Raw genomic sequence first — 12,454 nt, 5'->3', positions numbered from 1 at the left:
GTCATATAAGGTTGAATACGTGTATTATTTTCTCCGAGCTTTTCTTTCGTATAGTACTGCGTCAAAAATTCTTTTACAGTATCCGATGACAAAATGCTGGCTTTATCTTCTGCTTGTTTATCCTCTACAAGTTTAGCTGCAGCCAATTCAATCTCTTTACGACTTTGTTTAGCTGTCGAGTGTTGACCAGCAGTATATCCCATCATGAGAATAAAGCTAGTTGCAGCCACTGCTCCGACACTAATTAAGGCTTTAGTTTTGACTTTATTTAACATCTTAGACCTTCTTTCTATAAAAACTAGGTCAAGAATAACAAAAAGAACTTGTAAGTTTTATCACATCACAACGAAAGGTAATTCCTACATTTCAGGCGCAAAATCGTACAGTTCAGAGAAAAATATCAAAACCAGCTGTCTTCAGCTTATAATATAAACATGAACAAATTAAAAGAAGAAAATTTGAGAAGAGCTCTTTCTCATATTGAACGACATAAACAAGCCATAAATACAAGTAATAATAGTGAGGATAATGATTTTCATAAATTATTACTCCAATTTAGCTATGAAGTATATGAAAGAATCAAGGCTAATAAAAAACCTTATCCGAATTTAGATTCAGATAAAGTCTTTTGACTAACTTTTTCCTTATAAAAAATTTTATATAAAAATATCTCTAAATAAAAGTTTTATCCAGAGATATTTTTACACCTAAATTCTAATTTTTATTATATATTTTAGATTCCATTATTGTATAAAACTTTAACAATTTTTTACTTTGGGAGTTCACTATCAATTTTATCTAGTAACAGTAGTAATTTTTCAATAATTGATAATCTACGAATAGCATAATCCTCCATTGAAAATTCAATTGGAAGATTATGATTTGATTTCCATTTTTCTTGGAAAATAATAAATGGATTTTTAAGAGCAATTGCATATTTAACATTTGAATTAACATACAATTCTATATACTTTAGTAGCTCATCTATTTCAATTTGAATTACTCTTAATGTCTCAAAATCACTATTTAAATAAGCATTATAAGTTAAACCTTCGGATGTAATAGATAAAAGAATTGCATCGACAAAATCTCTAATAATGCTTTCTGATAATCTTAAATCCCCTTCGAAATTTTTCCAATGCTGATCAAAAATATCATTATATATTGCAATTTTTAATATGTTCTCTTGCTCATTTTTTGAAAGTTTTTTGAAATTATTTATATAATCCTGTATCTCTTCCTCATACAAGCATTGCTGACTTTCTCCATCACAAAATACATAATCTGTACTCATATACTCTTCCCCATCATTATACTGTTCAGTTGAAGTCAAATTATGCTCCTCTGTATCTGGTAGATTATATTTTTCTTCTTGTTGCCAGTCTCTATTTATCTCAAAATTATTTATTAAATCTTTCCATTCTTCAAGATTTGTTTTTATTACCTTGATATAATCAGAAGCTCTATAAATTTTTTGTTCCTTTAGATCATAAATATCGAGACTTAAACTTGCTAATTTTATCGCGTTAGATAAAACGTCATTAGAAATTTTTTTCTCATCTTTTCTTTTATTAAGATAATCATTTAAAAACCCACTTATCCCTAAAATAGTTACAATATTTGCTATTAGACTAATCCAATCTAAAAATGATAAATCCATTTTTATTCCTCCTAAAGTAATTATAAAATTAGTATAACACAAAAAAATAAATATTTTCAGTTTAAAAACTACCAAATAGATTTCAATAAGGAGGGAAGGATAATCTATATTTTACTCCATACTACAAAAAAAGATTGAGCATTGTACAGTACAAAACTCAATCCTTTAAATAACATTTAAGTTAGCAAACAATTAAACTGATTATTTCTTAAAACAACTCTTTATAAAAATCAATCGTTTCTTCTAAAGTTGGCATAAATGGGTTTCCTGGTGCACATGCATCAATCAAGGCATTCTTAGAAATGTATTCAAAGTCGAAATTTTTTTCTTCAATACCAAGTTCAGTCAATTTCTTAGGAATACCTACTGTCTCAGAAATCTTCTCAATCTCAGCAATTGCGTAATCGGCACACTCTTCATCTGATTTACCTTCTACTTGATACTATGCGTGTTCTGCTTTTCGAGACTTCTTGTACAGACTCATAAAATCTAATCAAAATTAATTATATGAGGTTTCAAAAAGCCTTTTATACATACCTTCTTTACCACATAACTCATCATGTTTTCCGCTATCTATGATTTTACCGTTATCCATAACAACAATATTATCGTATTCCTGAGCGTTAGATAGTCTATGAGTTATAAAAATTTGGGTAATTCCTTTATGTTTTAAATTATCCATTATTTTCTTCTCTGTTATAGTGTCCAATTGACCAGTACCTTCATCAAAAATCATAATCTCTGGATTTTGCAAAATAGCTCGAGCTATTGCTAAGCGTTGCCTTTGCCCACCTGATAAATTATTACCATTATCCCCAATACTAGTATAGTATCCCATGGGCATATTATTAATCTCTATATCTAATTCAGCTAAACTTGCTGCAGAAATGACATCCTCCATAGAATGGCTATGAGTTAAATCTATATTGGAAATCACAGTGTCGTTAAACATTACATCATTTTGTAAAACAACTCCGAAACTCTTCCTATAACTATTTAAATCAAATAAATTAATATCATTACCATTATATAAAATCGTATTTTTCTCTACATCATACAGCCGTAGCAATAATTTAATAAGTGTAGTTTTTCCGCAACCTGTCCTCCCCACTATAGCAATACGCTCACCTTTCTTAATAGTTAATGCTAAATCATAAATAACTTTACAGCCACTACCATAAGCAAAATTCAAATTTCTAAAAGTCATCATTTCAAATGGAGGTAGTTTAGGAATAGAAAATTGATTTTTTTCTTCTGGAGTATAAATGATATCAAAAACTCTATCTAAAATTGTAAAACAAAATTGAAATTGAAAACAGTTTTGTACAATCAGAGTAATAGGTGAAAGAAGCAAAGAAACCAATGATAAAAATGACATTAAACTCCCCAGAGACATTGTATGCTGCTGTACTTCGAGACCTCCCAAAATTAAAATTAGTAAGTTTGGTACGAGTCTATAAATAGAAATAAAAGTCTGAAAAATATTTAGATAATTTTCACGCTCTACATCAAATTTAAGCTCATTACTAAACATTTCTTTCCACTTAGTATATGAAACATCTCCTTTTGCTGAGACTTTCAAAAATAATAAATTAGAAAAAATTTCCATCAGATAACCTTGAGTCAATTCTTTAGAACTGATAAAATTTGAGTTCTTTTCTTCCAATTTTTTTAACAAAAAATATAAAACAATAAACAAAAATATAGCAAAACATGTGATTATAAGTGTGAAATATAATGAAATCATTGCCATAGCTATAAAAGCGATAATAATTGTAGATAGATCAATTAACAAACTTGATATTCCACTTGAAATTATTTTCTCTAAAGAATCTAAATTATTGATTCGAGTTACAATTTCACCTGAAGATCTACTATCAAAAAATTTCATAGGTAGAGTGAAAATTTTGCCAACAATTTTATCTTTTAATGTAAATATGTATCTCTTCTCAACTATAATGATTAATTTAGTTCGTATGAAGCTAAATAACGCATAAAATATAATTAAGGAAAAAACTGAAATAAGCATCCCTAAACGATACATTTCTCCTTTGCTAATTACATTATCAATAATAAACCTTGTTAGCAAAGGTAATAATAAGGTGAGACTCTGTACCAAGATTGATATTAAAGAAATATAACTTAGCCTTTTAATATCAATTTTACCTATCTTCAATATTTTAAAAAAATTATTATGTTTCTTTTTTTTAGTAAATTTCCTATTTGGTGAGAAGAAGATTACAATACCAGATATATTATTTGCAAAGTTTGATATATCTTCTGTTATTCTACCTTGTTCTGGATCGATGAATACAACACTATGCTCATTATGTTTTTCCACTACAATATAATGAGCATTATTAGTTAAAGCTATATAGGGTTCTACAAATTTGTTCCCCAAAAATTTTTTAACATTTAAAATCTCAGACGCCTTTGAATCCAATCCAAAATAAGAAGCTATATTTTTAATATCTCTAATGGATAATCCATCCCTTGAATTCTCAAAATCACAGCATAATTCATATAAGTTTGCCTCATGCCCATAATAATCTAAAATCATTGCCATGCATGCTAAACCACAACTGGTATCAGATAATTGTTGTATGAATTTTACCTTTTTCAATTTGAATCACCAAATTTCTAGATTAATTACAGAAGGAATTGATAAATTATTCAAAGTTAGTAAGCCTAATCCTATTCCAGCTATTCCACTCATTAGACTTGGAGAATTCTTATACGGAAGACCGCATTTCCAATTTTCTGATTCTAAATCATCAAGAATCGTATTAAGATAGGAGTAAACTACGCTGTATAAATGCTCAGAGTTCGTTTTCTTAGCAACATAAAATAGAATGTTTAGATTCCCTAAGTCTCCATGGCATAGACAGTGGCTTTTTCCAAAACCATATTTTATTGTTGTATCAATAGCTACGTCCATATCAGATTTCATTGTTTTTCGAAACTCTATATTTAATGTATTATTTTTATACAATTCTAATCTACTTATAAGTATACCCGGAGCACCATGACACCATGAAACAGGAATATTTTCAACAATATCTTTATATTTGATACCACTTTCTGTTTCTCTATAATCTGACCAATTAGATTTTTCAGTATCAAACATAGAATTTTCAAAAATTATACCTTGTTTAATTATAGTTTTAAGCTTTTTATCTTCTGGGAAATATCTACTAAGTTTTGACAACGCCCACACAATTCCTGAGACTCCGTGTGCAAAACCCGCTAAAGGATTGGAAGCCATCGTTCCTTTCCATGCTCTTCCATCTTGCTCTTCAATAGTAATTTTTATAGAATTTTTTTCTAAATGACTAAATATATCATGCGCTAATATCAAGAGAGCTTCGTCTCTAGTAACTTCAAATACATTTAGCAAATGTATAATCGCACCAGCAGAACCTACAAGAACATCAAAATTTTCATCATTTCTATACCCTTTTTTCAAATCATCAATAATATCATAGATATAAACATCTAGTTCATCAGAATTAAAGTGTTCAGCCATCCTTGTCTTCAGCAACAATAATACATATATAATGGGTGTCTCTCCAGAAAAACCTCCAAACAATACCTGAGAGTGATTAGCAAATTGCTTTCTTGAATCTAAATAATACTTGAGAGATCGGTAACATTTTTTCAAGTATATGAGATAATCTTTTTTCTTGGTCTCCAAATATAAGAATAAATAGAATAACATAATACCTGATATACCATTATACAGATCACATCCGATTGGAACCATATTCCAATCATTCGTTTTCTCTCCCAGTATGTTCATGTCTACCCAGCATATATCTCCTGAAGTACCACTATATGAAATTTTAGATAAATAGTCAGCAATTTTTTCTGTTAGAGGTACAATTCTACTTTTAGTTTCTTGTATTTCTTTATGATTTAAATTATGTATCACTTTTACAGATGGTTTTAGAGGTACAAAAGAATCCTGAACTAAATTATAAGAAGGATCGTAATTCAAAGTTGTTTCAATCAAATTTAATTGAAATTCCATATCCTTCTGACAAAAGTCTTTTATTTGTTGAATTGCTAATTCTATTCCTGAAATATTAAAGAAATTTTGATATTTCGTTAGTTCAGAACATAAGAATCTATCAGATATTTTTGTCTGAAATAATGGAATATCACCCAATAATAATGATTCGAATTCTGAACTAGCTATTCTTTGTACTTTTTTATCCTCAAAAACTATTTTCCAAACTTTTGAAAATAACATTTCCCTATCTAGACCACTCCTTAAAAAACTAGGATGATAAGATGTTTGTATTAAATTAGAATAAAATTGTGTGGGCCTCATTATTTGTCTAGAATACGCATTATTAAATTTTTCTATCTCAACCAGAAACTCTTCTATTGATGAAGGATCTTTTGAAATAATTTCATAAGCTTCTTTAAAGCCAGCAGAAACGTAATTTTTATATGAATTCAAATCAACATCCTTGCCCGATAGAATAAAAGGCTGATTATCTTTACTTTGCAATGCGGATTGTTCATAACCAATTTTCATTTCATCCGTCATACTATGCATGATACTTGCACGTTCAATCGGAATCATCTCTCCTGCGCTTGAACTTAGACCGCTAATATCCACCCCAGAGTTCCCATCTTTACCCCAAACTATATTAGGTAAAATACCTACTCTTTTCACAGATTTTTCTAATAAAGAGAATATTAGTTTATCTGCCGTTTCGTATTCCTTTCTGTATTCCGTTGTATTATGAAATAATGTTTCAATATCGACAAGAACTGGTCTATTACCCTTAGCTATGATATTTTCAAAATGAATATCGTTTCCCCTCATAGCAAATAATAAGAATAACAAGTATCCTAGATGTGTATAAAACTGAATAAAATCAGATTCATATGTGCATGGTAAGTGTTCTATGTACTCTACCCATCCATAATTTCCACGATTCAAAATATTTGTTACATATAGATTTTTATTGAATTTCAGGTTGTACCAGCTAAGCAAGTTTTGAAACTTCACATCCAATATTAAATCTCTTGGTTTATATACTAACTTATTTGTTCCAAACCAAAGGAGATATACTGATTTTCCATGATTATGAAAATCTGACACACCAGATTCAATCTTTGTTAACTCCCCATTGATAGAAAAATGTTCCTGTAATAATGCTTTATCTTCTTTTAGGTTTGTTAAAAATTCTACATTATTAGTAACCCAATTTTGAATATTTTCAATAATTAATCGAAACATAACAGGATATTCTTTTAATATATCCCAAAAATGGTCCGATAAGTATATTTCTGAAAAATATTTAAATCTTTTTTCTCCAGTTTCACCGTTTAACATATTTTGTTCTTTCAGAACTTGTAATTCTAATATCAATGTTCTGTAAGAAATATTCAAAATTTGTTGGAATAACGCAATTAATAAACTATTCAAGACGTCTCTAGTGACTTTCAAATTCTGACTACTCAAATTATCTTCAAGTTTATAGGCAGCAAATTTCAAAAATGGTATGACAAAATTACTGAAAATAGGTTTTCGTTTTCCCTCACTGTCAACTATATAAAACTCTGGTAATGTATAATCATTTCTCTTAAAAAAGAACTCTATAAATTCGTTCATATGTGAAAATGAATCTATATCTTTCACATCATATGTATGTTCTTCCAAAAAAATATCTAAATCATGTTTAGAAAAATCATTTTTTTCTTGTAAATATTCCCAAAATTCATTAGAACCTTCTCCAATAAAATTATCCCAAAACTCTTTTCTTTTTCTTGATTTCAAACCATCCCCTAAATCATGACTAGAAATTTTTCTTTCAGAGAAATAAGAAGCATCTTTAAAATCTGTTATGTTTAATTTTCGATTCATTTTCAACTCCTAAATATAAAACAACAGGTGACATCCTACTTTTAGGTGTCACCTATCCCAAAGATTCAATAGAATTAATCTATTAACAACAAATGAATGTTAAGAAAGGACACTCTGTGGTGATAGTACAACCACGACCACAAGAATTCTCTCCTGAATAACATGCACAATAAGATCTAGCTGTTCCGCCAGCCATAGTTTGATCCATCTCGCTATCGCTAAGTTCACGCAAGATATCCCCAGCTGGATTACCTTCTGTACTTAGTGATTCGTAAATAGGTTTTTTCCAATCAGACATAATTGTTTAATCCCTTTCTAGTTACTGATTTCTCTTATTAAATATAGTGACACCTCAAACCTTTGGGATTAAAAAATTCAAAAGAGATACCAGTAACAAATATTTAAATCCGCTGTAATTATAACTCTGAAAGTTATGATTACAGTCATTTATAAGCAAAAATAATGTTCATCATGCGTTTATCTGCCAACAAATAAAGGAGACATGCCACCAAGGTAATCAGCCATATGGCATATACAGAAACTGTTAAAACAGTGAATTCCTCCAGGATGATTAGTAGTAAATTTGCCAGATAATACCGCCCAACAACCGTTGTTAAAGCAAACAAACCTGCAAATGACAATAAAAAGGCAAGTGGCAGGGCAAGGATAAGTTCCTTCCGATATTTTCCTAAGAAGAGGACAATAATACCAGCAGACAGTGTATAAGCAAAAGCAATTGCTCCATAAACAAGTCCCCAAGATAACATTGTAAGACTAGAGAAAGCAAAATCACCATCCATTAACTCTAGGACTAGCATAGCCAAAAAAGTGAATTCACTGACTAGTAGATTAATCAACAAAGCAAGCATAAACTTCGCTTGGAGTAATTGTTTCAAATCGACAGGAATCAGTCTGAGATTTGAAATCGTTTTAGACACTTGTTCTATTCTTATCAAATCCACTAAAATCATGCTCGCAAAAGGGAGGAGAAAATAGTAGTTCAAAAAGAAGAAACCATTTTCTACATACCAGCCATTCACACTACCGTACGAATGCCCTTGATAAATCTGATGACCAATCATAAACTCTAACAAAAAGAGCAGGATGGCTACAAAGGGAATCATATACAGTATCTTTCGCCTTCTTAGTTTAGTAAATTCTAGCATCAACATTTATTCATCCACCTTTCTTAACCAAGATTTAATGGAAAAGAAAGACAAAACAAGTAAAGATAAACCTAGTACAATAATCGATAAGATAGCTGGCTGTTGAAGCACCACTCCTTCTCTGTTTCCTTCCCAGATTAAACTGTTAGCACTTGTTACTGGACTCATATTTGGACTCGTCCTTGCTAAAAAAAATGACACTAAAACATACATGACACCGACCAAATTCCCAACTATCTCCTTGCCTCTGACTTTTATCATGACCAAAGCAACTAAAGGAAATACTCCCATGGGAATTAAGATACCACTACTCATACAAAGATAGAAGAATCTTAATAATAAAGACAAACTGACTGTCGAAGAAAAGCGGGATAGTAGTGCGAATAAGGAAACCGAAATATAGGTGAATAACATGATACACAGAGCGTTGATTTCTATATACAAAATCTTAGCCCAGAATGTCTTCATTAGATTTGCTGAAGCGAGTTTCAAGTTGTTCATGATGCGATAGCGATATTCTACACCAAATGCCTGTATTGTATAGGAAACACAATACAAAGGGAGAATCAAAAAGTTTAAATAAGACAAAGAGAATTTATAGACAAAGGGAAAGGAGTCAAACAAGCCTCTCGCATCATTTACATAATAACAGATGAGAGCTAGGTAGAGGGAAACAACACCATATACGACAAAATTCAGTTTTTGATGCCTTTGTTTGAGAAATTCAATCTTCACTAAATCAAGCAATTCCCTCACCTCCTGTTATCCGCTTAAAGTAATCCTCTAAACTTTCATTGTTTTTATAAGAATATTCTTTTAGAACTATTCCGTTGTCTTTTAAGGAGTTAGATACGACTGCAATGTCAAAAGTAGGTGATTCTCCCTGAAGTTCAAGTTCTATATCCGAAAGAATACTAATCTGTTCTTGCAGATTTATCCTGCAAAGCACTTCCTTAGCTTGAGGAGCATCCGAAACAATTAGGTGGATTTTCCTTTTATCTGCACCATCTATTAATTCCTTCATAGTCTTTTCAGCCATAAGGTGGGCATCATGCAGTATCCCAACTCTATCTACAAGCTTTTCAAGTTCTGAAATAATGTGGCTGGATATTAAAATCGAAATGCCATGATTGGTACTGAGTTCCTTTAGATAACGGCGCATTTCAAGGATACCAATAGGATCTAAACCATTTGTTGGTTCATCTAATATCAGAATTTTCGGCTGGTGCATAATAGCGTTAGCAATTGCTAACCTTTGCTTCATTCCCAGAGAATACTGCTTGAATAGTTTTTTATTTTCCCCATCTAATCCTACTACTTGTAAAGCTTGCTCCACCTGTTTTAGCGAAATCCCTCTCAATCTTGCAAAAATAGAGAGATTTTCAGGTCCCGTTAAATTAGGATAAAAAGAAGCACTGTCCAATACCACACCGATTTGAGATAGCAAATCCTTAGAAAATTCACCTAACAGTTTTTCAGATAGAATATTCACTTCACCACTATCCATAGCTGTCAAGCCTAAAATAGCCTTGATAAAGGTTGTCTTTCCAGTACCATTTCTTCCTAGTAAGCCATAGATTTCTCCCTGTCTTAATGTAAAATCTATCCTATCTAAGACAATTTTCCCATCATAGGATTTTGATAAATTAAATGTCTGTATTACTGGATTTCTCATTTTTCTCCTCCGAACATTCGTACACCCACATTAAGAGATATAATAAAGTAGTTCCTGTATAACTAGTTAGTTATATGAGAGGGTAATAGGGTATATCAAACTTACAAGCTCCCTTTAAACCCTTCAATCTGTGGCATGATCCATTGTATAAATGTTACTTCACAAAAAGTTTAACAAATCAATCCGCTAGTCCCAGATCAACTTCTTTAGTTGTTGCAGCTTGTTGTATAATTCTCGATTCCCAGATATATTGTGATTGATTTACAGGTTCTTTGTAAAAGAAACCGCTTCCAAACAATCCTAAAAAGGACAACATAAAAATGATTTTACGAAACTTTGCTAAAATACTCATATTAACCACCTTTTTCTTATCTTTACACTTGTAAGTGTACTACTTTAAATATTATTTGTCAATAAAAAACAATTCTTTTTATCATTTTTTTTTTTATTTTATTTTTTTATGACTATTTTTGTATTAGAAAGTTGAAAAATAGAGATTAAAAGTATATAATTAATCTTAAATTTATTTAAAGAGGGTTAGAGATGACCATATTATCTGATAAACTAAAATCCAAGAGAAAAGAAAAAGGTTTCTCACAAAAAACACTTTCTGAAGGAATTTGTGAGCAAAGTCAAATCAGCAAAATAGAACGTGGCAACTATATGCCTGCTGCTGATTTACTCTATAAACTTGCAAATCGGCTTCAAGTTCCCTTAGATTATTTTTTCGATGAACAGATTGAAATGACTTCCAATATAACACCGTTTAAGAAATTAGCAGAAAAATTACTTGAAGATCGTAATTACGAGGCTTTAGAATACCTATTAAACTTAGAAAAAGAAAAGTCTCAGTATCTATCTACTGAGGATGAATTTTATCTTCTATGGATTCAAGCGATTATCCTTTTCTACTTACATAGTTCCAAAGATGAAGCTATCGCCAATCTAGAAAACGCTTTGCCAAAGCTTTCGGTCAGCTCATCTGTGTATCTTAAACTTCTCAATACTTTATCTAATTTTTATTTTTCTGTAGGACGTGATGCAGAATATGAAGAAAATAACTCACTTCTTATCAGTTTGTATCAGGAAAAAGATTTAAATCACCAAGAGTATTTATTTGGTTATATTCGAGTTAAACATAATTTTGCCTATTATTTACACTCTAAAGGTAAGGAGTTAGAAGCTGTCCAAGAAGCCTTAGAAACCATTGATTTTTGTAAACAAAAAGAGACCAGCTATCAGCTAGCACCTCTTTTAACTATCGTTGCAAATGCCGGAAAAGATTTTTTAAAGCACGATGAAATTCTTGACTATTATTTACAGGCTCGTGATATTTGTAAAATATACGAGCACAAGCTCTTGATGGCTAAAATTGACCATTTTTTGAAAGATAAGGATAGGTGACTTCGATCGTAATAAGTTATAATTACCAATTAATTAGAAACATAAAAGTGGAGAGAAACTAATGTCGTTTTCTCCACTTTTGTTAATATCCCCTCTTCCACTTGTATCCTGCCCAGCATGCTAAAGCAAGTAAAACTAAATTAAAGATGATAAAGAAAGTCGTAAAACCAAATAATCCATTTTGAGCTAAATCTGCCGTGTAAAGTTCAGTTTCTGTAAAGAGAAGATAAATTCCATAGACCTCAACGAAAATAAGGAAACTGACAAAACCAATCAGGAAAAGTCCACTGGCAATAAGAAAGAGTCTCCATAAAAGAATGAGAATTCCTCCTACTGCTAAAAAAATTACTGGGATAAGGAGTAAATCATTCATGACTTTCTCCTTTCTAGTCAATCAATTGACGATAATGGGTGGCAAGAGAGGAATCAAACTCTTCTAATTTTTGAACTAAGTCCAAATACTCCTCTTTTTCATGTTCTTCAAAGTCCACACCTCGATGATTCTGAAGAGAGATTTCCAATTGACTAGTGAGTTCTCGTTTAGAAAAACTGTAATCGCCTGTCACTTCCTCATAATGTTCCTTTAGCTCCTTGTAGGTTTGGTATTCTTCAGGCGTTTGAAATCCCTGTACCAAGGCCTCTTCTAATTGATAATAGGTATCTTCCAT

12 protein-coding genes and 2 pseudogenes are annotated in these 12,454 nt (G+C 30.9%); 2 read left to right on the top strand and 12 right to left on the bottom strand.

Features of this window, described 5'->3' with window-relative positions:
* Window positions 1-275, bottom strand: a pseudogene (locus HMPREF2701_RS02635) (peptidylprolyl isomerase); the annotation flags it as partial.
* Between the two features lie 159 nt (window positions 276-434).
* Between HMPREF2701_RS02635 and HMPREF2701_RS02630 the strand changes: the two are divergent.
* On the top strand, window positions 435-632 hold the full coding sequence (locus HMPREF2701_RS02630; protein WP_004249782.1) for a hypothetical protein: 198 nt from the start codon (window positions 435-437) through the stop codon (window positions 630-632).
* A 137-nt stretch (window positions 633-769) separates the two neighbouring features.
* Here the strand turns inward: HMPREF2701_RS02630 and HMPREF2701_RS02625 are convergent, their stop codons facing one another.
* The 9 genes and pseudogenes from HMPREF2701_RS02625 to HMPREF2701_RS11185 form a co-directional block, all read right to left on the bottom strand.
* A complete protein-coding gene (locus HMPREF2701_RS02625) occupies window positions 770-1,660 on the bottom strand; it encodes a hypothetical protein (RefSeq protein WP_049474976.1) in 891 nt (296 codons plus the stop codon).
* Window positions 1,661-1,868: 208 nt separating this feature from the next.
* Window positions 1,869-2,096 (bottom strand): annotated as a pseudogene (locus tag HMPREF2701_RS10575) (iron-containing alcohol dehydrogenase); the annotation flags it as partial.
* A 63-nt stretch (window positions 2,097-2,159) separates the two neighbouring features.
* Entirely contained in the window at window positions 2,160-4,283 is a 2,124-nt protein-coding gene (locus tag HMPREF2701_RS02620) for a peptidase domain-containing ABC transporter (RefSeq protein ID WP_070482037.1), read from the bottom strand.
* A gap of 6 nt (window positions 4,284-4,289) precedes the next feature.
* Window positions 4,290-7,541, bottom strand: a complete 3,252-nt coding sequence (locus tag HMPREF2701_RS02615) for a type 2 lanthipeptide synthetase LanM family protein (protein ID WP_061756822.1) — start codon at window positions 7,539-7,541, stop codon at window positions 4,290-4,292.
* A gap of 82 nt (window positions 7,542-7,623) precedes the next feature.
* On the bottom strand, window positions 7,624-7,839 hold the full coding sequence (locus HMPREF2701_RS02610) for a plantaricin C family lantibiotic (RefSeq protein WP_049522134.1): 216 nt from the start codon (window positions 7,837-7,839) through the stop codon (window positions 7,624-7,626).
* A gap of 145 nt (window positions 7,840-7,984) precedes the next feature.
* A complete protein-coding gene (locus HMPREF2701_RS02605) occupies window positions 7,985-8,713 on the bottom strand; it encodes an ABC transporter permease (protein WP_049522133.1) in 729 nt (242 codons plus the stop codon).
* Window positions 8,714-9,463, bottom strand: coding sequence for an ABC transporter permease (locus HMPREF2701_RS02600; RefSeq protein ID WP_261674397.1), 750 nt, complete (start codon window positions 9,461-9,463; stop codon window positions 8,714-8,716).
* Window positions 9,447-10,382, bottom strand: coding sequence for an ABC transporter ATP-binding protein (locus HMPREF2701_RS02595; protein WP_001245731.1), 936 nt, complete (start codon window positions 10,380-10,382; stop codon window positions 9,447-9,449). Before HMPREF2701_RS02595 ends, HMPREF2701_RS02600 begins: the two co-directional genes overlap by 17 nt.
* A 178-nt stretch (window positions 10,383-10,560) precedes the next feature.
* Complete coding sequence (locus HMPREF2701_RS11185; RefSeq protein WP_049474981.1) at window positions 10,561-10,734, bottom strand: hypothetical protein; 174 nt, start codon at window positions 10,732-10,734, stop codon at window positions 10,561-10,563.
* 191 nt (window positions 10,735-10,925) lie between these two features.
* On the opposite strand from HMPREF2701_RS11185, the gene HMPREF2701_RS02590 reads away from it, so the two are divergent.
* The gene (locus tag HMPREF2701_RS02590; RefSeq protein ID WP_049474982.1) at window positions 10,926-11,786 is read left to right on the top strand and encodes a helix-turn-helix domain-containing protein; all 861 of its coding nucleotides are present in this window, start codon (window positions 10,926-10,928) and stop codon (window positions 11,784-11,786) included.
* 82 nt (window positions 11,787-11,868) lie between these two features.
* Here HMPREF2701_RS02590 and HMPREF2701_RS02585 read toward each other — a convergent pair whose 3' ends face one another.
* Window positions 11,869-12,159 carry a DUF5966 family protein gene (locus HMPREF2701_RS02585; protein WP_000998897.1) on the bottom strand — a complete coding sequence of 97 codons (291 nt, stop codon included), beginning with the start codon at window positions 12,157-12,159 and terminating at the stop codon, window positions 11,869-11,871.
* Window positions 12,160-12,172: 13 nt separating this feature from the next.
* A partial coding sequence (locus HMPREF2701_RS02580; protein WP_070482035.1) for a DUF5962 family protein occupies window positions 12,173-12,454 on the bottom strand: 282 nt, incomplete at its 5' end.

Origin of the sequence: Streptococcus sp. HMSC077D04 (assembly GCF_001808785.1) — a bacterium.
GTDB classification, from domain to species: Bacteria; Bacillota; Bacilli; order Lactobacillales; family Streptococcaceae; genus Streptococcus; species Streptococcus mitis_BX.
Note: the sequence above shows the minus strand (reverse complement) of the source record. Positions and strands in the feature narration are given on the sequence as shown.

What these genes read in the sequence shown, in the direction of transcription:
- HMPREF2701_RS02630 (WP_004249782.1), top strand. Translation starts at nt 435, where the DNA reads ATGAACAAATTAAAAGAAGAAAATTTGAGAAGAGCTCTTTCTCATATT.
- HMPREF2701_RS02625 (WP_049474976.1), bottom strand. Translation starts at nt 1,660, where the DNA reads ATGGATTTATCATTTTTAGATTGGATTAGTCTAATAGCAAATATTGTA.
- HMPREF2701_RS02615 (WP_061756822.1), bottom strand. Translation starts at nt 7,541, where the DNA reads ATGAATCGAAAATTAAACATAACAGATTTTAAAGATGCTTCTTATTTC.
- HMPREF2701_RS02610 (WP_049522134.1), bottom strand. Translation starts at nt 7,839, where the DNA reads ATGTCTGATTGGAAAAAACCTATTTACGAATCACTAAGTACAGAAGGT.
- HMPREF2701_RS02605 (WP_049522133.1), bottom strand. Translation starts at nt 8,713, where the DNA reads ATGTTGATGCTAGAATTTACTAAACTAAGAAGGCGAAAGATACTGTAT.
- HMPREF2701_RS02595 (WP_001245731.1), bottom strand. Translation starts at nt 10,382, where the DNA reads ATGAGAAATCCAGTAATACAGACATTTAATTTATCAAAATCCTATGAT.
- HMPREF2701_RS11185 (WP_049474981.1), bottom strand. Translation starts at nt 10,734, where the DNA reads ATGAGTATTTTAGCAAAGTTTCGTAAAATCATTTTTATGTTGTCCTTT.
- HMPREF2701_RS02590 (WP_049474982.1), top strand. Translation starts at nt 10,926, where the DNA reads ATGACCATATTATCTGATAAACTAAAATCCAAGAGAAAAGAAAAAGGT.
- HMPREF2701_RS02585 (WP_000998897.1), bottom strand. Translation starts at nt 12,159, where the DNA reads ATGAATGATTTACTCCTTATCCCAGTAATTTTTTTAGCAGTAGGAGGA.